We start from the raw sequence: 23,886 nt of genomic DNA, 5'->3' as shown, positions 1-23,886 counted from the left end.
GTCCCATCCTTATAACGACGATCAAAACCGTCCTGGGCCCCTGTGGATAGGGGCCAGCGCCGAAATTCGTGCACCTCTCACCATCGTGGGCGGCCTCCTCAGCGCGACGGTACTCACGCTTCTCGTGGTGCCGGTGCTGTATCAAATGCTCGAACACAAGTCTACTCTTTAACCGAGTGAGAGGAAGCGGAATACGGTCTCCCCTCTTTTCGTCACGCTCACGGCCTGCTACGCGGGAAGGCGATCGTCTACCGCCACACGTCCGGACTCCAACTCAGAGGAATCCAACGGGGAACGAGACAGGCAACGTTGTGGCTGTCCGCGACACATCCGTTCACACCTATCATCCTCCCGGGGATGCGCGGTGACCAGACTATCGGCCCCCTCCCTTAACTTGCAATGAACAATACAGAATGAATAGGTTTAGGAACCCCGGACCCGTCTTGCCCCTCTGCCCCTTCCTCTCGCTCAGTGTTCATGTCCTTCTCCCCTTACGTCCGCTCGCGTTTTCGTTCGTGCTTGGCCGTACTGGCAATCCTCGGTCTGCTCGGGTGCGGCTCCGATGATTCAGAAACTGAAACGGATGAGTGGACAACTCAAGAGGGCGCCCTTCAGCTTCAGGAGAACCTGCACGTCAGCGAGGGGGAGGACTTCTATTTCGGCCGCATGGCCGACGTGGCCGTCGCAGATGACGGGCGGATCTACGTTGCCGACGTTGAAGCCCGCCACGTCAAGGTGCTTTCGCCCAACGGTGTGCTACAGGACACTGTGGGCACGCAAGGGGAGGGCCCCGGTGAGTTTCGGCACCCGCTGAAACTCGGACTGGCTCGGGGCGACTCGCTCTACGTGCTGGACGGTGCCGACGGCCGCGTGCACGTCTTCACACCTGAACTCACGTTCGAGCGGACGTTTCTGGCCCGAACCGACCGGGGCAGACCGATCAAGATGATGATTCCGGACGGGACAGGATCGAGCCCCGACCGCGCGTTTCTCTTCGTGTATTCGCCGGGGGCTCGGGCCGTGGTTCAGGAGGATGCCCAGATGGCCGTGCGGCCCGTCAGTTTGGGCGGAACGATCGGACCCACGCACATCACCACGCCGCCCTATCGCATGACCTCGAAGGACCTCGGGGACGGCAGAAAGTTGTTCCTCTACGTCCCGTTCACACCAACTCCCCACTTTGCCCTCGGCCCAAAGGGACGGCTGCATTATGCCTATGGAGACAGCCTAATGGTCACCGCCTACGGCCCGACCGGTCGCCCCGAACGGACGATCCGCGTGCCCTTCGCGTCGGTGCCCCCCGTCACCGACGGCGAGATTGCCGCTGCGCTCAGCGACCGTACCCGCGGCCGAGAAGAGATCCAAAACGCGATCCCCGCCTCGAAACCGGCCTTCAATCAGTTCCTCGTGGACGACGAGGGCCGCTACTGGTTCGGACGCCCCACGGCGACTCCTGACAGCACGGCGTGGTGGGTGGCCGCACCCGACGAGAAGCGAGTGGTGACCGACACGCTGCCCTCGAGCGTGCGGATCCTGACCGTCCGAGACGGGCATGCCTACGGCCGTGGCACGACGGAGGCGGGGGCACCGGTACTCGTCCGGTACACGATTGACACAGACACATAAATCATTTCTCCCCAACTACAAACCACTGTCTTTCCGTATGCCCGCGTTCGAAGCGACGAGCGGTTTCAGACTGTATCTTCTTCTCTTTGGACTTCTCCTGGTTGGATGCGAAGACGCCAGGGAGGCACCAAGACTGGGGGACTGGACTCTGCGCACCGATCCTCTCCCCCTCCGCAAGACCCTCCAGGTGAGCGAGACGGAAAACTACTTCTTCGGCTCCATCCGAGACCTGGACGTGACGAGCGCGGGTCGCATGGTCGTTCTCGACGGAGAGGCCACCCACCTCAAGGTGCTCCGCCCCGACGGCACCCTGCTCGACACGCTCGGCCGTGAAGGCCAGGCACCGGGCGAGTTCCAGTTTCCCGCGACAGTCGAGGTTGCTCGGGGCGACTCGGTATACGTGTTCGATGCCGAACCGGATCGACTCACCGTGTTCACCCCGCCCCCGGCGCCCGCGTTGGCCCGCTCGATGACAATCACCAGAGAACAAGGCCCGAGGGGCACCGACGCCTGGGGCTCTCTCCAGACGGTCCGGGTGCTGGGCGACACGCTCGCGACTCAATTTCGGCCGTACTACGCCCGGGAGGAGGGCTACCGGCAGCCCGCGCCCGCCACGTGGCGCCTCCTGAGCGAGACGGGCGTCCTGGGCGACACGCTTCTGCAGGAGCGACGAAAGCACATCTCCATCTCGTTTGAAGGACAGGGCGTGGGGATTGAATCCCTTCCATTTGACCGATCGACGCAGGTTGCAGTCGGACCCGATGACCGCTTCTACCACGGCTGGACCGACAGCCTCCAGATCCAGGCCACGGCGCTCGATGGCACCACGGAGGTCATCGCACACGTTCCGACAGCCCCGGTGCCCGTTACGGATGCCGACCGGGACTCCGCCTTGTCCCCCATCGAGCGGACCGACATCCGGCAGCAGTTTACGGACGCCTTCCCCCAGACGAAGCCCGCCTTTACCGATCTGGTCGTTGCGAATGACGGGCGGCTCTGGGTCCGGCGCCCAGCGGAGGACGCGACCTCCGACACCGTTCCGTGGTGGATCCTGGATCCCGAGACGCAAACGATCCATCAGGTGCGGCTCCCGCGCGACGTGGCGCTTGCGGTGGTGCAGGACGGGAAGGCCTATGGAAAAACCACGACGGAGATGGGCGCCCCGGCAGTGGTTCGATACCGAATGGAAGCGAAGGACTGAGCGTTTCTACCGTGCTTCTCATTGATTCTCGATTTCAGCAATCTCCTTCTCATCAGAACATAGCAGTCATGACCAATCACTGGTTCTGGTCTTTTCTCGGGGGCTTGCTCCTCCTCGTCGGATGCGGAGACACGGACAGCCCGTCGTTTACCGTCGAGGAACGAGACGGCGTGACCTACGCCATCAACAAAGGCACGAACGTGTGGCCCGACACCGCTTCGTCCCCGATTCAGTTCACGCACATGCAAACGTACGGCACGAAAAATGGCCCCGAAGAGACCCTGTTCGGGCGCATTGCGGACGTGGCCGTCGGCCCCGACGGCACGGTGTACGTACTGGACGCGGACGCCCCGCGCCTCGTCGCCTTCAAACCGGACGGGAGCGTGCTGTGGTCGGTCGCCCAGTCGGGGGAGGGACCGGGCGAGTTCAAGCGGCCGACGGCCCTGGTGAAGGGCTCCGGCCCCCGCCTGTACATCGCAAACAAAAGCGGGCGAATCCTCGACGTGTGGACGACGGGCGGGACATTCGTAAAGAGGCATACCTTCGACGACTCGGAGGTCCGGTTCTTCCAGCTCGCCGGACGTGTCGGGGATCGCCTGGTGGGCGCCGAGCCCTTCCCACCCAAAAAGGCGCAGCTCACCCGGGTGATCGACCCGACGACTGGCCGCCTCGCTCACAGCTTTCCGCTGGAGCTGAGCCTGGACCTTCCGGTGGGAACCAAGTCCGCCGTCACGACGATCGGCGACCGCGTCGTTGCGAGCGGGGTGGCCGAGTACACGCTCAGCTGGTACTCGCCCGAGGACACGCTGACCCGTCGCATCACGCGCGACACGCCGTTTCCCATGGAACCGGCCGAGGCCAAGACGGACAACGGACGGACCATGAGGAACAACTATAGCCAGCTTCACGCGCCGGTCCAACTGCCAAGTGGCCATTTGCTGGTGACGGCCTCGTGGGCGACCAACGTGGACGACCCGGACGCGTACCTCCGCCGCTCCCTCAACGATAACGCCGAGGACCCCGCGCTGGCGACCGTTCTCGACGTGTTCGAAAAGGACGGTCGGTACCTCGGATCTTTGCGGTGGAACGGCCGGCGAACGTCTCCGATCGGAGAGCCGCAGATGGTTGGACCGCAGGGTCGGCTCTACACCACGACCGACGAGCCGTTTCCGCAGGTTCGCACGTACGAGGTCACCATCCGGAAGCAGTAGCTTCAACAGATCCGAGCCCCCTGCTCAACGCCTGTAACGCATCCTGCCCCAACCCCCCCAATCGCTTCTTTCTTGAATCGGTTCACTCAAAACGCCCATCCGGGCTATGCTCCGCTCCGCCTCCCGTTTCTGCATTGTCGCCGCTCTTTGCCTCGTTCTCGTCGGCTGCGGCTCGAACGACGCCCAGCATCTGAAAGTCCTGACGCCTAACGGGTCACTCATCGAAACCCTGGGCCAGAAAGGACAGGGACCCGGGGAATTCCAACGCCTATCAAGCCTTCAGATCAGCGGCGGCGATTCGATCTACGCCGACGACGGGCGGCTGTGGGTCCAGCGCCCCGCCGAAGGGGCAAATCCGGACACCCTCCCGTGGTGGATCCTCGACCCGGACACGAAAACGATTCACGAGATCACGGTGCCCGCGGACGTGAATCTGGAGGTCGTGCGGAACGGAAACGTCTACGGCACGACCACGACCGAGAGAGGCACACCGATCCTCGTGCGGTATCACATCGACACGAACGCATAACTTCTCCTCAAGAGCAACCGCTTGTCTCAACTCCATGAGCGTCAACCGCTTCGCTCTTTCGTTCCTGTGCATGCTTGGCCTCCTGCTCGGTGGCTGCGGCGATTCTGACGAGTCGAGCTACGGCGAGTGGACCGTAGCGGAGGACTCCCTTCGCCTCACCGAAGACCTGCGCCTGAGCGAGACCGAGGACTTTTACTTCGGCAGCATTACCACCCTCGACGTGACGAGCGAGGGCCGCATGGTCGTGGCCGACCGGGCGGCCAGCAACATCAAAGTCCTCCGCCCGGACGGCACTCTGCTCGATACGCTCGGCGGCCCGGGGGAAGGCCCCGGCGAGTTTCAGATGCTCACGCGCATCGGGGTGGATGCTCGCGATTCGCTGTACGCGCTCGACCTCCGACGGCGCCGGATCACCGTCTATGCACCGGAAGCGCCCTATGAGCGGAGCCGCACCTTCACGGTTCCTCCTGGTCAGGGCTTCATGGCCCTTCTGTACGTGTTGCCCAACGGCCTTGCCGGCTCCTTCGGGTCGAGCATGTCTCCGGAAGACGGCGTAACGCGACCGGCGCCAAGTGCCGTCCGTCCCCTCGATACGAGCGGCACGCCCGGCGACACTCTCTTCCTTGACCGGTCGAGACGAATGGCGTTCGTCTTCGGGGAGAACGGCGGGTTCACCACGGACGTCGTTCCCTTTAGCCGCGAAACGATCGTAGCGCCCGGCCCGAACGGCCGCCTGTATTCCGGTTGGACGGATAGCCTTCACATTCAGACCCATACGCTCGACGGGGAATCAGAAGTGGTCGCCTCCATCCCAACCGAGCCGGTGCCGGTCACGGAGGCCGCCCGCGACTCGGCCCTGAGCGACCTCGACGAGAAGGTGCGGTCGATGGCCGCGTCGGCCCTGCCGGACACCAAACCGGCCTTCACCCAACTGCTCGTGGCCGAGAACGGGCGGCTCTGGATCAAACGTCCGACAAAGGCCCCCGACCCTGAAACCGTTCCGTGGTGGGTGCTGAATCCGGAGACACAGACGATCCACAAAACCCAGCTTCCGTCGACGGTGACCCTGACGGTCGTGACCGACGATTACGCCTACGGTACGACCCAAACGAACCTCGGGGCCCCGGCGGTGGTGCGATATCGGATTGAATCGTGAAGCGCGAGACGTGATGCGTGATTCGGAAAGCAAAGGCCCCGCATGCACGTAGAGCAACCACGCGACTCCTCCCATGCGAATGAACTGGCTCCAGCGCTGGATCGAGCGACCCGTGCCCGTCCTGGCGTGGGCCATCGCCCTGCTTTTGGGCGGGGGGTGGATGGCCACGCAAGTGCCCCTCGAATGGGCGCCGACGGTAGAGCTGCCCGAGGTGCGCGTTTCGGCCTCCTGGCCCGGCAGCTCGCCCCGCGCCGTCGAACGCTACGTGACCGCCCCCCTCGAACGGGCGGTGCAGAACGTGGAGGGCACGGCGGGCGTCGAGAGTGTCTCGCAGGAGGGGCAGACCACCGTCACTGCGCAGGTGGCGGAGGGGACGGACCTGAGCCTCTACACGACCCGCATCAGCGAGCGGCTGCGGCTCGTGGAGGAGACGCTGCCGGACCGCGTGTCGCCGCGCCTCACCAAGCGCGTGCCCGAGGCGCTGCGCGACGAGCAGGGCTTCATGACGCTGCAGCTGGTGGGCCCGCAGGCCCCGTCTGCGCTCCGCCGGTGGGCCGACGACCGCATTTCGCCCCGACTGAGCAGCCTTCCGGGCGTCTCGGACCTCCGCGTCCGGGGCGGCACCACGCGCGAATTGCTCGTCACGCTTGACCCCGACCGCCTGGCCGCCCAGGGCATCGAGGCGGCCGCCGCCCAGCGGGCGCTTCGCGACGCCACCACGAACGCCGTCTACGGCCGACTGCGCGCAAAAGGCCGGGCGCCTCTGCTCCTCACGCCCGCCACCGATCAGGTCGGAGAACTGCGAACTCTCGTCGTGAGCAGTCCCACACGCACCGGCCCGCCCGTCGAGCTGCACCAGGTCGCCACCATTGAGCGGACGCCCGCCCCCCGACGCTCCATCACCCGCATCGACGGCGATCCGGTGGTGACCCTGACGCTTGACCGGGCGCCGGGCAGCCACATGGTGGAGGTCGCCGAGCGGGTCCGGGCCCGAATGGGCAGGATGGAAGACACGCTTCCCCCCGACGCACGGCTGGAGGTCGCCACCGACAAGAGCGAGGACGTGCGCCGGCAGCTCCGCAACCTGCGGTGGCGGGGCGGGATCGGACTGCTGCTCGTCGTGCTCGTGCTCCTTCTCATGCTGCGGAGCGTGCGTGCCGTCGGCGCCGTGCTCTTCACCGTGAGCGTGGCGCTGGCCGTGGCCCTCGCTCTGCTGGAGCCACTCGGCCTCACGCTCAACCTGATCACGCTCGCGGGCCTGGTACTCGTCTTTGGTCTGCTGGTGGACAACAGCGTGATTGTCACCGAGCAGCTGCTCCTGGAGCGGGAGCGCAGGCCGGGTGTGCCCCTCGGGCCAACCGCCGCCACGGCCGTCCGGGCGGTGGCACTGCCCCTCGTGGGCGGGACAATAACGACCATAGCGGTGATGCTGCCGCTCGTCTATCTGAGCGGGGAGCTGCGCACCCTCTTCCTCCCCTTCGGCATCCTCACGGCGCTCACCCTGGCGGCGTCGCTCGTGAGTGCGGCTCTCCTCGTGCCCGTGCTGGGCCGATGGCTGCCGCCCCCCGTGCGCGGCGTGCGTCTGCCCCGCTGGATGCGGCGCCTCGTACAGTGGCCTTACGCCCTCGGCACGTGGGCCCCGAAGACGACGATGATCGCGGTGCTGCTGCTCGTCGGCGTCCCGACCTGGCTCCTGCCCGCCACAATTGGCGTGTCTGCGAATGGCGACGCGTCCGTGCCCGTCCAGCGGCTGGCCCCTCTCTACAACCAGACCGTAGGCAGCGATCTCGTGCAGGAGGCGCGGGAGTGGATCGACCCGGCGCTCGGCGGCGTCGTGCGTCCCTTCATCCAGCAGACCAATTTTGGCGAGCAGTGGGACTATCAGGCCGACCCAGAGGTCTACGTGCGTCTCGGCTTTCCGCCCGGCAACCCCATCCAGCGGGCCGACTCCCTCCTCCGCCGCTTCGAGCAAACGGCGCTGGCCTCGTCGTCCGTCCGTCGCACAGTGGTCCGCATCAGCGAGCGGAGCGCGCGGCTCCGGGTGCTCTTTCGTAAACCGGCGCTGGAGACGTCCGAGCCGTATATTTTGCGGGAGCGGCTCATTCAGGAGGCGGTGCTGCTGGCCGGGATCGACGTGAGCGTGGGCGGCCTCCTGCCACAAGGCTACTACAGCCGGAGCGGCACCAACATCTCCGGCTTCACGGTCACGGCTTACGGCCCAAACTACGAGGACCTCTCGGCCCTCTGCGAGCGGTTTGCGCGGGAGTTGAAGCAGGCCAGCCGGCGCGTGGCCGCGGTCAACACCAACGCGGGGCGCTACGGCTACCGGCAGCCGCGCGAGGTGCTGCGCTTCCGGCTCGGGACCGACGCCCAGGCCCGTACCGGCGTGACGCCCCAGCGCATCGCCCGGCGGCTCCAACCGGTCCTCTCCACCCGGCATCCGTCGCTGTGGGCCGACCTCGAAGGTGCGCCTCAACTGCCCGTCCGCATCGTGGTGGACGGCGCGCCGCAGCTCGACGTGGAGACGTTCACCGATCGGCCGCTCGTCCTGGCCGGCAGCACGCAGGTGAAGCTCAAGAGCGCCGCGTCGTACGAGGTCGAGACCGTCCCCAGCCGCATCGTGCGCGAGGACCAGCAGTACAAGCGATACATTGAGGTGGACTACCGCGGCCCGCACCGCATGGGCGATGCATTCCTCGACGAGGCGCTGAAGGGCTTTTCGACGCCGCCCGGCTACCGGCTGGAGCGCGATCAATCGTCCTTCTTCACGGAGGAGACCGAGCGCACGTTCGGATGGGTGATCCTGGGGACGATCGTGCTCGTCTTTCTGGCCACCGCGGCGGTGTTCGAATCGTGGCGCCTGCCGGGCGTGGTCCTCCTGAGCGTGCCCACGGCGCTGGTGGGCGTGGCCGTGGCCTTTCTTCTGGCGGGCGACCTGGCCTTTGCCGAGGGCGCGTTCATCGGGGCGGTGCTGCTGGTGGGCATCGCGGCCAACGACTCCATCCTGCTGGTGGACCGCTACCGGACGCTCCGCTCGACCTACGCGCACGCCGTGCCCAAACGGATTGGGGCGCTCGTGCGACTGGCCCTACGCGAGCGCCTGCGCCCCATGTGGACGACGACCTTGTCGACCTGCGTGGCCATGCTGCCGCTCTTGGTCTTTCCGCAGGAAGGCGAGTTCTGGACCGGCATGGCCGTGACCGTCACCGGCGGCCTCCTCACCGCCACCCTCCTTGCCCCGCTGGCGACGGTGGCGCTGGTCCCCCTCCTCGATCGATAGAAGGGTGGCCGGAAGCCCCTCAATGATGACCAGTAGGAGGTGCCACTGTTTCTGTAGGTGGCAGAAGCGAGTGCCGCTGTACGGAGGGCCGAAGCGAGTCTGGGATGGGCGGTCCCGGCTTCTCGACGGTACACGCTTCGGCGGGTGGGATCGTCAACTCCATGCCCGGATGCAGCTCGTCGGGATCTGCTAGCTCGTCTCGGTTGGCCTCCCAAATCACTGTCCAGCAGTACAGCGTGTCGTAGTAGTTGCGCGAGAGCTGAGCAAGCCATTCGACGTGCTTCACCTCGTGCTTCTCGCCGGTAGCCGACTCGTCCGTGGACGCATCGGACGTCGAGGAGGATGCGGTGAGTGTCCGTCCGGAATCAGTCGACGAAGCTGACGTTCGATCTTGCGGCATTGCCTCCCCACCGAGCGTCTTGCCCGATTGGGACGCGGTCGGGTCGTTCTGGGAACGGGGCACGACCTTCACCGTAACCGAATCGGTCGCACCCGGCGTCAGCTTAATCGTGTGGGTCTCTTGGGTCAACACGTGATCATCGGGCAAAGAGGGGTCGACGAGACGAAGCGTCCAGGTGCCCGGACGCAGATCGTCGAAGCGCGCCGTACCGTCTGCACTCGTCAGCCGTCGCCGGCGCCCCTGGTCATCCTCCACCGAGACAACCCGCCCGAGGCTGTCCACTGCTATCGGGTCTTCTCCAGTGAGGGCGGCACGGAGAGTAGAATGGTCGTACAGCACGATCCGTGCCGTCAGCGAGGCACTATTTGTTACCGGCACGACGATGGGAGACGACGTCTGGTCCCGGTCGATTTTCAATGGCATCGGCATCATCGGGACCCGGTCGAGGCCGATACTGGCCCGGTCGAGGCGGAGGTACTGCGCGGAGCGCGAAAGGGTGAAGCGACCGTTCTCGTCGGTGTACTGCTCCGTGTCTCCGAGCCGAATCAGTGCGTCAGCAATGCCGGCCCCGTTTCGGCATCGACGACTCGTCCGGTGACAGCGCCCGTGCTGCGTTCCTGGACGACCGGCAGCCCCACCGGCACCGTGTACGAGACGCGATACGACGGCACCTCAGTCCAGGGAGCGGTTGAGAACGGCGTATCCGCAAATCGGTTGCTCCGCGCCTCCACGGAGAGCCGGTGCCCGAACCGAAAGTGGTGATCGAGGCGAATGGACACCGTTCGGTACCCGCCGAACGACGGCGTGCCGGATTCGCCCCAGTGGGCCCGAAGCGACAGCTCGGTGCGGTCGGTGAGCTCCACCTGGGCCGACATGTTGACCGACAGGCGTGGGGCCGGGTGAGTCTGATTCTTTCCTGCTACATAGACGCGGCCTCGATGCGGAACGAATGGGGCGCGGTCTGGGCTCTCGGCGCATTAAAATGGCGAGGCTCTCGCCTGCGTCTGCTGCGGACCGATGCGGGCTACCCCGAGACACTGGCCTCGTGAGCATGGCGGATTCTGAGCTGCCTCGTTGAAATCGTCCACCGCCCCAAGGGACAAAAGGATTCGTCGTCTTGAAAAGGTGCTGGGTGATCGAGCGTACGTTTGGTTGGCTGGGTCGAAGCCGACAGCTGTAGAAGGATTATGAGGAAGCCCCGGACTCAAGTCGAGCTATGATTCTGTGGTCGATGGTCCATCTGATGCTAAAAGACTGTATCCACCCCCTCTTTGAATGCAGGCTCTTAGACGGGCGAAGACAGAATCGCCTTATGTCGTAATTCGGGATCATCCTGCCCCAAACCACTCTTTTGTTTATGATATAATTAATTAACCTACCCACCTTTACATTTAAGAAAAATTAATTTAGTCGTTTTTACGCATTGTGCCTGCGACCATATCTCTATCGCTGAGGCTTTCTGTTGCTGAAGATCCCTCTTCTATCCAATGTCATCCAAATGTGCTGTCAACAAACGTGCCCTTTACTCTTCGAACGATTGGACCTGGCTTCTGGCCGTGGCCCTCGCCTTTAGCCTCGGGGCCTGCGATCTCACCAGCAGCGACCGGACAACCAAAAGCAAAGAGCCGGTGGTCGATCCAGACAGTGCGGCGCTCTCCTACTCACACATGCCGACTGGCACCTCGCTGCCGGATCCTGGTGAGATTCCCCTGGAGCAGAAAATCATAGGGCCGGGCGAAGACCGGACGCCCGGACCGAAGAAATCTTCTCGGTCCGAGCCCTCGCCGTACGGGTGCTACCTGGCATCTCGTCCGTACACGGACACTGTTCGGTTCCGGAGCATCTACCTGCGGTTTCCGAAGGCGATTGTCAAAAGCGCGGAGACAGCGACCCAGCGGGTCGTCTACCGGGTCCTTCAGACGGAGGGGAGGACGCGCGAGGGGGAAGGCGTCCGGTTTGCGCACTGCACGATTCCAGAGACAGAGGCGGCCTACAGCCTTGCGCTACAGCAGGTCCTTCGAGTCGACGGGGGAAGTGCTCATGGGAGACAGGCAGAGGCAAAGAGAAGCGCGGAGACGAAAAGCAAGGAGTGTCATCTGAGAGAAGCGATAGTTTGTGTGCGCGGAGATTGCGAGGTCAAAGATCGGTGGTGGGACTGTAGTGGATCGACCGGATCGGGGGGAGGACCGATCGGTTCGGATCCCCCTGATGGGGAACCGGAGCCGTATCCGGGAGATGACGGAGGTGGGGGAGGAGAAGACGAGGGAGGAAGTGGCGGTGTGGATTGTACCGAGAAGCTCCCAGCGCCAGGGTCGGACTGCGTGCCGGAGGAGTCGAATCCTGAGGTCAATGAGACGAGACTCTGTCGGTCGGATCCCCTCAAAGACATGGACATTCGACCCACCTGCGCTGGAATCGAAGGGGGACGCTTCGGAAACACCCGAGTAGCCGAAGACGGGAATGAGAGATTCCATGGCGGACTTGACCTCGGTGGGAGAGATGCAGAAACCGGGACCGAAATAAGTGCGCTCGAAGGAGGGACCGTCGTCTCCTCAGGTGCTTATAGTGATGATTTTGGAAACTACGTGATAGTTAGTAATGATAACACGTGGTATCTATACGCTCACCTCAGCAAAGTCACCGTTAGGGAGGGAAACTCTATCAATGAAGGTCATAAAATAGGAGAGATGGGGAAAAGCGGAAACGCAGAGGACGCTAGGTGTAACTCGGTCCATCTCCACCTCGAAGTACGTAAGGGAGATGGAGGTTGGCCTACTGACGATGAAAGCAAGAAAAACCCAGAGAAATACATAGGTACACAGTTCAATAAAGAGGGAAAACCAACCTCCGATAATTGTTCTCCAGTTTTCAAGATTGCATAGGTACAGGAAGTACCCTACACAAAGGTATAATTATAGTTATTTTTTCAAATAGAATTTCTCTAAAAATGAGAATACTAAATGCGTTCGCTTTCATACTGACATTGGCTAGCCTTACTAGTGTGGAGGCAGTCGAGGCTCAAACTAAGAAGACGGTACCGGGGCAACACCACCCGACGCCGTACATTACCTACGCCGAGTTCCGGGACATCTCCGTCGAAGGGGGAACTGTTTCTGGAAAGTCCTCAAGTTCTCGAACAACGTTCAGGGACATATTGACCGTAGCGTCCCTTGACGAAGTGACTCGTCGCTTCGGAGAACCTACGTCGACTGAATATAATAGATTTCCGGAAGGAAGCTCTACAGACTACACAGTATATCTAACCTATGATGGGCTTGAGCTAAAATATAGAAAAAGAGAAAGAGAAATAAAGCTTGAGACGATGGCGCTTACATCAGAAGAGCGGTTTCTGAGGGCTGGCGGGGTGAAGCTCCAACCCGGAATGGGCACCGACTCCCTCAGCCCCGTGATTCATAAAGCAATTGAAGATGACGGCGATGGTGTCGTTGGCGTAAAAGTAGCACGGCCAGGCAAAAGTGAGGACCCCCGCTCTATTCTGAATAGTGAAACTGAAATCCAGATTTGGACAAAGAAAAAAGCAAAAAAAAGTATAATAAAGGAAATTCGCTTTCATAGAATTGCACCTTGAAATAGGGGGCCGTTTAGGAGAGGCCCAACCAGGTTCGTTTGCTTGCTGGTCTTTATTGTCTTTGCTCAGGCGAAGTACGTTCGGGCCCAGCGAGGAGAGTGACTTGCGTATGTCAACTACGAAGTCTGGCGCTAGAGCATGCGAAGGCGCAAAGACCTAACTATCGGCTGCGGGAACTGAAGATCACGTCGCCCCTGGAGTGGTACTTCACGGTTCGGTATTGAGAAGGCGAAGCGCGCCGTACCGTCTGCACTCGTCAGCCGTCGCCGGCGCCCCTGGTCCTCCTCCACCGAGACAACCCGCCCGAGGCTGTCCACTGCTATCGGGTCTTCTCCGGTGAGGACGGCGCGGAGGATGCACCGAGGGTCGCTGCATTCAGAGCAGGGTCCAGCGCGGTCCCGATGGAGCGGGCGAGGTCGTAGAGAAGGGCTGGATCGTCTAGACCGGTGTCCGGCATGGGGAAGAGGCCTTATGCGAAAGCAGGAGAACCGAATAGTTTGACTGTCGCGAGGCCTTCCGGGGAGCCGCCAGCTAAAGATCGTACAGCGCCCCAAACTTCTCGCGAGCGTATCGGAGCCACGCCTCGGCCGAGAGTTCGTCCCCGGTCATGCGATCCAGCAACTCGGGCGCCGTCACTTTTCGACCGTGCTGATGCACGTGGGTGCGGAGCCAGTCGAGCAGCGGTCCCATCTCCCCATCCGCCAGCCGCTGCTGCAGATGGGTCAGGTCGCGCTCGACGGCCTCCATGAGCTGGGCCGCCATGAGGGTCCCGAGCGTGTAGGTGGGAAAGTACCCGAACGACGCCATCGACCAGTGCACGTCCTGCAACACCCCGTTGGCGTCGGTGTCCGGCGTGATGCCCAGATAGTCGTCCATCGCCGCATTCCAGCGGTCGGGCAGATCGTTCACGTCCACCGTGCCGGAGATGAGACCGCGCTCCAGCTCGAAACGGAGCATGACGTGCAGGTTGTACGTCACCTCGTCGGCCTCCACCCGGATGAGGGACGGCTCGACGCGATTGATGGCGCGGTAGAACGTGTCGAGATCCGCGTCGCCCAACGCCTCCGGAAACGTCTCCTTCAACTGCGGGAAGTAGTGCTGCCAGAACGGGCGACTGCGGCCCACGTGGTTCTCCCAGAGACGGGATTGCGACTCGTGCACGCCGAGCGAGGCGCCGTCGGCCAGGGGCGTGCGGGCGAGGGCCGGATCGATGCCCTGCTCGTAGAGCGCATGGCCGCCCTCGTGGATCATTGAGAAGAAGGCCGACGGGAAAAAGTCCTCGTCGTAGCGCGTGGTGATGCGCACGTCGTCCGGCGAGAACGAGGTGGTAAACGGGTGGGCCGACACGTCCTGCCGCCCGCGATCGAAGTCGTAGCCGATGTCGTCGAGCACCTGCTCCCCGAACGCCTTCTGCTTGGGCTGCGGATAGGAGCGATGCAGCACGTCATTGTCGAGCTGCGGGCTATCGGCGATGGCGTCGACGAGCGGGACGAGGTCTTCGCGCAGCGTTTCGAACGTGTCGGCCACCTCAGCGGTCGACAGGCCCGGCTCAAACTCCTCCAGCAGCGCGTCGTACGGCTCGTCGTCGTACCCGATGGCCTCAGCCTTCTCGACCGACAGCTCCACCAGCCGCTCCAGGTGCGGGGCGAAGGTGGAGAAGTCATCCTCCTCCCGCCCCTTTTTCCAGGCCTGCTTGGCCTGCGAGGTGGCCTTCGAGAGCTCAGCCACGAGCGCGGACGGCACGCGGCGGGCGCGCTCATAATCACGACGGGTGACGCGCACTAGGCTCGCGCCGTCGTCGAGGGGATCGTCGTCCGCAGTGGCCTCGTCGGCCCGATCAAGCAGCTCGCCGGTCTCGTCTGCCACGAAGCGCTCGTGCGCCATCGACTGAAGGGTGGAAAGCTGATGGGCGCGCGCCTCGGCCCCTCCGTCGGGCATGAACGTTTCCTGGTCCCAGGCCAGTACCGCGGCGGCGGACTCCAGGTCGTTGATGGGGGCGAGGTGATCGCGAAGTTCGTCGAGAGCATCGGGCATGGACGACGGGGACGCTGTTTCAATTTTCGGATGCATCTGGATAACTTGGGGCACGAGTCGACGTTTCTTCAGATTCGGTGATCATTTCGCCGGCTCTCTTCTCCTCTCGATCGCCTCACGGTCCTCTACCGCCGCCACCGCTACGCGATGCTGGAGACCTTCCAGACCTCCCACATCGAACACTGATCGGAGACGATATATCGTCGGTTTTTCTTTCCTTCGCGGCGCCCCGCCCATGGCCCCATTCGCCCACACCCGACCTCATCTACGCACTTCTTCACGGCACGACCACCGCCCACACCCGTTGAGATCATCCGTTCTCTTCGCCAATGACCGCTTCCCTCATGGCCCACGACACCATTGAAATCTACGTGCGCGACCTCTCGACGGACGAGGCCACCGACTGGCTCCACACGGTGCTCGACGACCTGTCGCCGGTGAACGATGCGATCATCTCGACCGTCGAGGGGACGTACGAGGGAGCGCGGGTGCCCGTCCAGATTGCGGAGGGCGTCGAAAACGGCCCGTACACGAGCGTCTGGTTCAACGCTGCCGACAAACCATGGGACAGCGCGACGGCCTGCGCCCGCGATGCCTATGCGGATCTGCAGAAAGAGGTGCTTTGCTTTCTCAACGATCCGGAGAAGCCGTGGAAAATGCTTCGCGTTTCGGACGACGGGGAGGAATACGTCGACAAACGGGAGATGGCGCTCTGAGAAGCTGTTTTGGCAGACGGTCTGTGGCCTGCATTTTGCAAATCTCACTCAAAATGGCGTCTGCACTCGCCCGACAACCCCGCTGGGGGGCCAGCCTCATTTGAGCGCTATTTTGACCGTCGCCCACTGTGTCTCGGCTGAACATCCATCCACCGAACAGCTTCCGATCGGTGCTTTCGCTCCATTATACCAACTCCGGGAGCTCTATTCCGGTAAGAAACAGGCGTCCGTAGCGTCGTTGGAGTCCAACGACGCTACACAGAGGACATTGACCTTTCAGGAAACGAAAACCCAGTGCCACGGTTGTCGCCCCTGCGGTTAAACTCGTAACGCCACAATCCAACGACGCTTCTGGGGCCACTCCTTGCCGGTGCCGACGATACGAGAGGCTTTTGCGTCGCCGTACCTCCTCCCTGAAGTCTGCAGCAGGATTCGGTATTACGGATCGTTGACGTGTAGTCATCGATGCGGACCTCGTATCCGACGGCGTCCTGTCCCCACGTCGTCACCGAAATGCGTCCCTTTTGGTTCTCGACCTCAAGAACGCCGGTGGACGCAAACTCTACGGTGTCGCTCACCGTCTTCACGTGAGGGGAGGACTGGGCCTGAACCGATCCACTGCTCAGAAGCACGAGAAGCCCCACAAGAGCAGAGACGTACCGACGAGACGAGAACATGACGAGACGAATCCCGATTACACGTGCTCTTCGGCATGGTAGGAGGAGCGGGTGAGCGGGCTGCTCTCGACGTGCTCGATGCCCTTCTCTTCCCCGACCTGCTTGTACCAGTCGAAGACCTCCGGCTCGATCCACTCCTCGACCGGCAGGTGGTGCTCGGTGGGCTGCATGTACTGTCCGATCGTCATCACGTCGAGCCCAATCTCCACGAAGTCGTCCATGATCTCCAGGACTTCCTCCTTCGTCTCACCGAGGCCGACCATAATGCCACTTTTGGTGCGCAGGCCCTCCTCCTTCGCCCACTTCAACACCTTGAGCGAGCGCTCGTAGTCGGCCTGGGGCCGCACCCGGCGGTAGAGGCTCGGCACCGTCTCCACGTTGTGGTTGAAGATGTCGGGCTCCGCCTCAAAGACGGTTTCACAGGGCTCGCGCATGCCGCGGAAGTCGGGCGTGAGCACCTCGCAGGTCGCGCCGAGGTCGTGAATGCGCTCGATGACCTCCGCAAAAATGGGTGCGCCGCCGTCCTCACGCTCGTCGCGATTTACGCTGGTGATGACGGCGTGGTCGAGGTCCATTTTGTCCACGGCCTCCGCCACGCGGCGCGGCTCGTCCCAGTCGAGGCCATCGTCCGGACGGCCCGTCTTCACGGCGCAGAAGCCGCAGGAGCGCGTACAGACATCGCCCAGGATCATGAACGTGGCGGTGCCGCGGCTCCAGCACTCGCCCATGTTGGGACAGTTGGCGCTCTCGCAGACCGTGTGCAGATCGTGATCGTCCACGGTCTCCCGCACGTCTTTGTACTCCTCGCCTTGTGGCAGCGAGACGCGGAGCCAGTCGGGACGCTGGCCGCGCTTGTTTTTGTTCGTGTTCTCGACGACGGGCAGTTCCACGAAGCCGGGATCGCCGTCGCCGGAGGGGGCAATGGGTTCCGGCTGGACGCTTCCCAGCTCCACGTCGTCGGGCGTGGCGGGCTCATTCGTGTCGGTGGACTCGTCAGTCGCAGGGGTAGGCATGCGGAAACAAACGGTTCATTCAGGCGGCCGGGCGGGGCCCAAGGTTCGGACGGGGAACCCCGACCTGTTGCGTGGAGGAATGGGTACGGGGGGACGGGACCGCCGTTCCTCCGCCCCGACGAACGAGGGCGTGCAACAGTAGACGTAACGGCGTCCTTTCGTCTCCGTCCCGCAAACCCATCGTCCGCTCCTTGACAACCGGACTCATGTCCGTGACACTGAAGAGTCCACACGTCTCTTTGCTCAACTCGATTTACGCTCATGTCCCATCGCAGCCTCTCTGTGCTTCTACTCGCTCTCGGTGTGTTCGGGATTAGTTGTTCGTCGGGGCCCACCGCCGACCTTGTGCTGAAGAACGGAACGGTCGTTACGCTCGACGAGCAATACGGCACGGCGGAGGCCCTGGCCGCGGCGGGCGACACCATTTTGTCGGTTGGCCCCACGGCAGAGATCACCGCCCACGTTGGCCCGGAGACCCGTGTCATCGACCTGGACGGACGCACGGCAATGCCCGGCTTCATTGAGGGCCATGGTCACTTCATGGGCATGGGACAGGCACAGATGCAACTCGGGTTGCTAGGAACACCGTCCTGGGCACGCGTCATATCGATGGTCGACTCGGCGGCCGCCGCCCCCTCCGCAGCCACATGGATTCAGGGCCGCGGCTGGCACCAGGAGAAGTGGGACGCGACGCCCGACCGAACGGTGCGCGGCTTTCCGACGAACGCCCGCCTCAATGACGTGGCCCCGGACACGCCGGTGTTCTTGACGCACGCCAGCGGCCACGCCGCAATCGCCAACGATGCCGCACTGGACGCAGCGGGCATTGGCCCGAACACGCCCAATCCAGACGGCGGCACGATCGTCCGGGACGCCCAGGGCCGCGCCACCGGCGTCCTCCTGGAGACGGCCGCCGGGCTGGTGCAAGACGCAATCGAGCAGTCTCGCAGCGACATGACGCCGGCCGAACGACGGGCGCGTCGCAAGAAGCAGGTTCGACTGGCTTCCGAAGAGGCCCTCGCCCACGGCGTCACAAGCTTCCACGATCAGGGCGCCTCGTTCGAGACCATTGAGCTTTACCGCGAGATGGCAGAGAACGGGACCCTCGGCATCCGGATGTACGCTATGGTCGCCCAGGATGAAGTGACCCCGGAGACGCAAGACTCCCTCGCCGCCCTCCGCACCGTAGGGGACGCGAACCATCACTTCACGGTGCGATCGATTGGGGAGATCACGGCGGACGGCGCCCTCGGCTCCCGAAGTGCCTGGATGCTGCGTCCCTACGACGACGCGCCCGACAACACGGGCATAAACGTCACTCCAATGGAGCGCATTCGTGAAATCGCCGAAATTGGGCTTGAGGAGGACTACCAGATCGCCGTCCACGCCATCGGCGACCGGGCCAACCAGGAAACGCTGGACCTGTATTCCGACCTGTTCTCCTCACACAGCGTGGATGGCGATTCGCTTCGGTGGCGCATCGAGCATGCCCAACACCTCCACCCCGACGATATTTCCCGATTTGCGGATCTCGGCGTCATTGCCTCCATGCAGGCGATCCATGCCTGCTCCGACGCCCCCTACAACTATCAGCGGCTTGGAAGCGAGCGCGTAGAGGAGGGAGCGTACGTCTGGCGGACGCTTTGGGACGACGGCGCCGTGGTCGGCAACGGAACCGACGTGCCCGTTGAGAAGGTCAACCCCCTCGCCAGCCTCCACTGCACCATCACGCGGCAGGTGCCCGGTACCGACTCCTCCTTTACCGAAGAAGAGACCCTTTCTCGACGACAGGCCCTTAAGTCGTACACCCTCAACAATGCCTACGCGGCCTTTACGGAAGACCTAAAGGGCACCCTCACCCCCGGAAAGCTGGCCGACATTGCCGTGCTCTCCACCTCGCCTCTGAACGCTCCCGCCTCCAAGATTCGCAATACAACCGTCGACTACACAATCGTGGGTGGAGACGTAGCCTACACGAGCGAGTAACCATGATGAGAGAACGAACTCTGCGGCGTATGAAATGAAAAGCGTCGTAGTCCTCCGCCCTTCCCCTACGCCCTTGTTCGTACGGGAAATACGGCATATAACTTGAAAAATTCGGCTTCCCTCCTGCATTCACTTGACCACTGGAAACGTCGTCCGGATTGGCGGATATCTTTTCTGCACGTTCGTCCATTCTCGCTCTTGAACAATGCCCCATTGATGGAAGCGGTTTCCCCCAACTCTGTCCGTCCCGAAGACGTCCGTGACCTCCTGTCGAGACACATTCTGACGAAGGGCATGATGCCCCTGGTGCTCGACATGGACGCAAGTCGGGGTGTGAAGCTCCGCGACGAAACCACCGGACGTACCTTCATCGATCTCTTCGGGTTCTACGCCTCAAGCCCCCTCGGCATGAATCACCCGAAGATGGCCGAGAACGACGCGTTCATGGATCGGCTCAAGGACGCGGCCCTCAACAAGGTGACCAACTCCGACGTCATGACGGGGCACATGGCGCGATTCGTCGACACCTTCGACCGCGTGGGGATTCCGGACTATCTGCCCTATACCTTCTTTATCTCGGGCGGAGCACTGGCCGTCGAGAATGCCCTAAAGGCCGCATTCGACTGGAAGGTGCGGAAAAACTTTGAAAAGGGCTACCGGCGCGAGGTGGGCCATCAGGTGCTGCACCTCGACCACGCGTTCCATGGGCGCACCGGCTATACGATGTCGCTCACGAACACCGACCCGAAAAAGACGAAGCACTTCCCGCAATTCGACTGGCCGCGCATCTCGACTCCGGCCCTTCAATTTCCACTCAATGGGGACGAGGTCGACCGCGTGGCGGCGAAGGAGGAACAGGCGCTCACGCAGGCCAAGCGATTCTTCCATGAACGTGAGGATCAAATCGCGGCCGTCATTCTGGAGCCGATTCAGGGAGAGGGCGGCGACAACCACTTCCGCCCGTCCTTCCTGAAGCGCCTGAAAAATCTGGCCCACGAGAACGACGCCCTTCTCATCTTCGACGAGGTGCAGAGCGGTGTCGGCATTACCGGCGACTTCTGGGCCCATCAAACCCTCGGGGTGCGGCCCGACATTCTCGCCTTCGGCAAGAAGTCTCAGGTCTGTGGCATCCTGGCCGGGCGCAAGCTCGACGAGGTGGACGGTCACGTCTTCCAAACCCCCAGCCGCATCAACTCCACCTGGGGCGGCAACATCGTGGACATGGTGCGCTTCGACCGCATCCTCGAGATCATGGAGGAGGACGCGCTCGTGGATCATGCCGGTACGGTCGGCCAGCATCTGCAGGACCGGCTGCATGAGCTCGCCGATCAGTTCGATGCCGTCACAAACCCACGCGGCAAAGGTCTGATGTGTGCATTCGACCTCCCCTCCACGGCATACCGTGACCACGTGAAGGAGCAAACGTACGAAGAGGGGGCAATCATTCTCGGATGCGGGGAGAGTACGATTCGCTTCCGAACCCCGCTCACCATTACCGCCGACGAGGTGGACGAGGGCGTAGACTGCATTCGGCGAGCGCTGGAGTCGGTGAAGCACGAACATGAATCCCACTCAAGGGATCGAGCTTAGAGACCGCGGCGTCTTGACCGTTTTGCGATAGGGGGCTGCACATCAGCGCTGGGCCCTCCGCGCCGTACAGGCACCGGACCAATGAGCGGAAAGGACCGATTCGCGGTCGACTCGTTCTGCCCCCTCGCTGGACATCAAAACACCAGTCTCTCAGAACGTCTTGTGCTATAGTGCGATATATGTGCGAGCCTTCCTCAAATATGCCGTTTTCAAGGGAAACCGGACCTACGTCGCTCTAGGACATCTGAGATGTCCAACCTTGACTGAGAGCCCATCTGACGGTAGCTCAATCTCCCTCATTTGGCTGGATGGCTCCAAAGCAAGTTTGGAGCGACGATGGTGACCGTTTCCGGCGGCTGAAAGCAGATACACATGGAATCTACATGTAGCACAAGTCGTTTTTAGAGACTGTTTTGGTTTCACACGATCGCATTTCAGGCTGAGCGTAACGACCGCAGGTCGTCGAAATCTCTCTCTGTGTTAGGGGCTTCCGAACTATGAACGGTCCCCTCAGGTCGGCGAAGCACCTCTGCGATTTTCAATCCGGCCAAAAATCAAAACAGTCTCTTAGCTCGACTTTGGCCATTTGACTTCGACCAATCGTCGTTTCTAGAAGATGGAGGCCGGTAGGCGTAGTATTTATTTGATGTCGGGGGCAAACCGCGACATGGAAATAATCAAAAAGTGCCTCAATCCGCTGGAATAGGCAGTTTTTCGGTCATTCGAAAGCGCCAAAGTCGAGCTTAGAGCACACCGGCGGTTCCCCTCCGAACTTTTCTCGGAACTGCTGGTGTTGTTCTGACTATTTATCGCACATCGACGATAAACGATTATAACAGATCGATGCTCATTCGGTATGGCTGACTACCGTCGAGAACCTGACCGCCCGCCAAGTGCGTCTGCGGTGCCAGCACAGATGATCCTCCATTGGCCCAGTCGACCGTCTCCCAGTGCCTAAACGTCCTGATAGAAGTCGGCCTCGCAGGAGATCTCCGATGGCCATCGCCTTGCTATTGCCTTCCCCAGGCGCTCTGACTACTCTTCGCAACGACTGGTCAGCCTCCTTCGGCGGGCACTCTTCCCCCTGTTCGGTTCTTTCCGCTCTCCAACTACACCGTCATGAACACGCCCGAATCTTCTTCCCATTCCGACACCGCCGTCTGGCGTCCGTTCGTCGACGGCCTGCGCTCCTTCATTGGACGCCGTGTGCCCACTGCAGACGCCGAAGACGTACTCCAGGACACGCTGCTCCGGCTGCACGAAGGCACCGATTCGCTCCGAAATGCCGATCGCGCCGAGGCCTGGGTGTTCTCCATCGCCCGTCGGGCCATTGCCGATTACTTCCGACAGGAAGAGCGGCGTCCGGTAGACACGTCGGTGAACGCCCCCACGGTGGAAACGCCCCCTTCCTCCGAAAATCTAGCCCCGTACGACGGCGACCACGATCCCCACGAGGAAGTGCTCTCCTGGCTCCGTCCCATGGCGGAGGAATTGCCCGAGATGTACCGTCGCCCGCTCCTCATGGCCGACTTTGAGGGATACACTCAGCAGGCAGTGGCGGACGAGATCGGTCTTTCCCTCTCCGGTGCAAAATCCCGCGTGCAGCGGGCCCGCGTCAAGCTGCGGGAACGGCTCATGCGCTGCTGCGAAATTGAGTTTGGACCGGAGGGACGGGCCGTCGCGTTCCGGCGGCGGAGAACAGATTCGTGCGAATCGTCCTGCTATTAGAACGGGTGGTGCTATTGAATCAGTCTGGGATTTGCCTCCAACTATGAGAAATTCTTTCTCACGTCGCTCCAAGCTTGACTTGGAGCCCATCCAGTCGGACGGGGAGGCCTCGTCGGTGATTTGATGGGTTCTGGCAATCTAGATTGCCTAGATCAAGTCTGGCCATCTAGATGTCCAGGAGCGACGATGGAGTTCATTTCTCACGTTTGGAGAGCTATTCCGTGTTGACTCAGTAGCACCAGTCTCCTGTCCTCGCCCCCCCCGCCGGGCATCCTAAACCCGTCAGGTCGTCACGGCTTCAGGGCGCTCGTACAGCGCCACGTTCCACAAGAAGGTTTCCGTCTGATAGAACCGACGGAAGCCCGCCGACTGGATGGCCTCGTCTACCCCTTCGTGCAGATAGATTCGGAAATCCATGTCCTTCCACCAACAATAGAGATCGGTGACCGGCTTTGCCCAGCGGAGAAACCAGCGCGTTCGGGGGTACGTGAGGCCGTACCACCGCGTGGCTTTGGCGGTCGAGGCCTGTATCAACTCTGTCATGTGCGGGTAGCAACAAATCACCCGATCCAGCGTCACGAGGTCGGCCTCCGGCAATTTCGGGGCCAGGTCTACGAAATCGCCGTGGCGGAAGGAGGCGCGGTCCGCATGTCCGCGGCGCCGGGTTTCATTTTCAGCGACCTTCAGGTACGCGGGGGACGCTTCCACCAGCGTCGCCTCCGACACGCCTGCCTCCATCAGTTCGTGCTGAATCATCCCGACGCCCCCGCCCACGTCGAGCAGCGTCGTAGAGGAAAGATCCAGCGTCTTCAGTCCGTCGATGAGGAGGCGTGTGGGTGTGTTCGGAGCGCCGTTCCTGCGGTACTCACGCAGCTCCGTCCGTGCCTTCTCGTCGGTAAACAGCTCTCCGGCCTCTTGACAATGTCCACAACACGCCATCGGGAACGAAGGGACTTGCGAGCATGAAGGACGATCCAGAGTTGTAGGCCCGTCGAAACGTGGGCCGAGGACAATGTTGAACGAGAGGACATCACCAGTCGATCCTGGAGGGCGAAGCACTACTTATGTGAAGAATGAAAGAACCAGTGAGTCTTTTTCAGCATTCGCCCGACTACCAGGATGAGCGAGGGAAAGAACTCGCTCTCGACGC

19 protein-coding genes are annotated in these 23,886 nt (G+C 62.2%); 12 read left to right on the top strand and 7 right to left on the bottom strand.

The window, feature by feature from the left end; genetic code table 11:
* The first annotated feature begins 477 nt into the window (after positions 1-477).
* From BSZ35_RS13200 to BSZ35_RS13175, 6 genes are all read left to right on the top strand, one after another.
* Positions 478-1,626, top strand: a complete 1,149-nt coding sequence (locus BSZ35_RS13200) for a hypothetical protein (RefSeq protein WP_146110097.1) — start codon at positions 478-480, stop codon at positions 1,624-1,626.
* Between the two features lie 37 nt (positions 1,627-1,663).
* Positions 1,664-2,827 carry a hypothetical protein gene (locus tag BSZ35_RS13195; protein ID WP_105012882.1) on the top strand — a complete coding sequence of 388 codons (1,164 nt, stop codon included), beginning with the start codon at positions 1,664-1,666 and terminating at the stop codon, positions 2,825-2,827.
* Between the two features lie 68 nt (positions 2,828-2,895).
* Complete coding sequence (locus tag BSZ35_RS13190; RefSeq protein ID WP_105012881.1) at positions 2,896-4,038, top strand: PQQ-binding-like beta-propeller repeat protein; 1,143 nt, start codon at positions 2,896-2,898, stop codon at positions 4,036-4,038.
* 106 nt (positions 4,039-4,144) lie between these two features.
* Entirely contained in the window at positions 4,145-4,567 is a 423-nt protein-coding gene (locus tag BSZ35_RS13185) for a hypothetical protein (protein WP_105012880.1), read from the top strand.
* 34 nt (positions 4,568-4,601) lie between these two features.
* Positions 4,602-5,723 (top strand): 6-bladed beta-propeller, encoded by a 1,122-nt coding sequence (locus tag BSZ35_RS13180; RefSeq protein WP_146110096.1) that lies wholly within the window; start codon positions 4,602-4,604, stop codon positions 5,721-5,723.
* Between the two features lie 79 nt (positions 5,724-5,802).
* On the top strand, positions 5,803-9,003 hold the full coding sequence (locus BSZ35_RS13175) for an efflux RND transporter permease subunit (protein ID WP_258096341.1): 3,201 nt from the start codon (positions 5,803-5,805) through the stop codon (positions 9,001-9,003).
* A 19-nt stretch (positions 9,004-9,022) separates the two neighbouring features.
* Here the strand turns inward: BSZ35_RS13175 and BSZ35_RS13170 are convergent, their stop codons facing one another.
* Both BSZ35_RS13170 and BSZ35_RS13165 read right to left on the bottom strand, forming a co-directional pair.
* Entirely contained in the window at positions 9,023-9,826 is an 804-nt protein-coding gene (locus BSZ35_RS13170; protein WP_146110095.1) for a LysM peptidoglycan-binding domain-containing protein, read from the bottom strand.
* Between the two features lie 122 nt (positions 9,827-9,948).
* Positions 9,949-10,278, bottom strand: a complete 330-nt coding sequence (locus BSZ35_RS13165) for a hypothetical protein (RefSeq protein WP_105012876.1) — start codon at positions 10,276-10,278, stop codon at positions 9,949-9,951.
* A 681-nt stretch (positions 10,279-10,959) separates the two neighbouring features.
* Between BSZ35_RS13165 and BSZ35_RS13160 the strand changes: the two genes are divergently transcribed.
* Entirely contained in the window at positions 10,960-12,285 is a 1,326-nt protein-coding gene (locus BSZ35_RS13160) for a M23 family metallopeptidase (RefSeq protein ID WP_181149339.1), read from the top strand.
* Positions 12,286-12,404: 119 nt separating this feature from the next.
* Positions 12,405-12,992 carry a hypothetical protein gene (locus BSZ35_RS19285; RefSeq protein WP_146110094.1) on the top strand — a complete coding sequence of 196 codons (588 nt, stop codon included), beginning with the start codon at positions 12,405-12,407 and terminating at the stop codon, positions 12,990-12,992.
* Positions 12,993-13,311: 319 nt separating this feature from the next.
* Here the strand turns inward: BSZ35_RS19285 and BSZ35_RS19595 are convergent, their stop codons facing one another.
* Together BSZ35_RS19595 and BSZ35_RS13150 are read right to left on the bottom strand one after the other, a co-directional pair.
* Positions 13,312-13,449 carry a hypothetical protein gene (locus tag BSZ35_RS19595; protein WP_181149338.1) on the bottom strand — a complete coding sequence of 46 codons (138 nt, stop codon included), beginning with the start codon at positions 13,447-13,449 and terminating at the stop codon, positions 13,312-13,314.
* A 74-nt stretch (positions 13,450-13,523) separates the two neighbouring features.
* Positions 13,524-15,026, bottom strand: coding sequence for a carboxypeptidase M32 (locus BSZ35_RS13150; protein ID WP_181149337.1), 1,503 nt, complete (start codon positions 15,024-15,026; stop codon positions 13,524-13,526).
* A gap of 329 nt (positions 15,027-15,355) precedes the next feature.
* Here BSZ35_RS13150 and BSZ35_RS13145 point away from each other — a divergent pair, with 329 nt between their 5' ends.
* Positions 15,356-15,742 (top strand): hypothetical protein, encoded by a 387-nt coding sequence (locus tag BSZ35_RS13145; RefSeq protein ID WP_258096334.1) that lies wholly within the window; start codon positions 15,356-15,358, stop codon positions 15,740-15,742.
* A gap of 254 nt (positions 15,743-15,996) precedes the next feature.
* Here the strand turns inward: BSZ35_RS13145 and BSZ35_RS13140 are convergent, their stop codons facing one another.
* Both BSZ35_RS13140 and lipA read right to left on the bottom strand, forming a co-directional pair.
* Positions 15,997-16,419, bottom strand: coding sequence for a hypothetical protein (locus BSZ35_RS13140; protein ID WP_105012873.1), 423 nt, complete (start codon positions 16,417-16,419; stop codon positions 15,997-15,999).
* A 17-nt stretch (positions 16,420-16,436) separates the two neighbouring features.
* Entirely contained in the window at positions 16,437-17,432 is a 996-nt protein-coding gene (gene lipA / locus BSZ35_RS13135) for a lipoyl synthase (RefSeq protein ID WP_105012872.1), read from the bottom strand.
* 261 nt (positions 17,433-17,693) lie between these two features.
* Between lipA and BSZ35_RS13130 the strand changes: the two genes are divergently transcribed.
* From BSZ35_RS13130 to BSZ35_RS13120, 3 genes are all read left to right on the top strand, one after another.
* A complete protein-coding gene (locus tag BSZ35_RS13130; protein ID WP_105012871.1) occupies positions 17,694-19,418 on the top strand; it encodes an amidohydrolase in 1,725 nt (574 codons plus the stop codon).
* A 216-nt stretch (positions 19,419-19,634) separates the two neighbouring features.
* Positions 19,635-21,008, top strand: coding sequence for an L-lysine 6-transaminase (gene lat, locus BSZ35_RS13125; RefSeq protein WP_105012870.1), 1,374 nt, complete (start codon positions 19,635-19,637; stop codon positions 21,006-21,008).
* Positions 21,009-22,127: 1,119 nt separating this feature from the next.
* Positions 22,128-22,736 (top strand): sigma-70 family RNA polymerase sigma factor, encoded by a 609-nt coding sequence (locus BSZ35_RS13120; protein ID WP_105012869.1) that lies wholly within the window; start codon positions 22,128-22,130, stop codon positions 22,734-22,736.
* A 282-nt stretch (positions 22,737-23,018) separates the two neighbouring features.
* On the opposite strand, the gene BSZ35_RS13115 is transcribed toward BSZ35_RS13120, so the two are convergent.
* Positions 23,019-23,675: a class I SAM-dependent methyltransferase gene (locus BSZ35_RS13115; protein WP_105012868.1), complete on the bottom strand. Its 657-nt coding sequence runs from the start codon at positions 23,673-23,675 to the stop codon at positions 23,019-23,021.
* Between the last annotated feature and the right edge of the window lie 211 nt (positions 23,676-23,886).

The sequence above is a fragment of the Salinibacter sp. 10B genome, assembly GCF_002954405.1.
GTDB lineage: Bacteria > Bacteroidota > Rhodothermia > Rhodothermales > Salinibacteraceae > Salinibacter.
The sequence above is the reverse complement of the archived record's forward strand: the minus strand, read 5'-3'. Positions and strand labels throughout refer to the sequence as shown.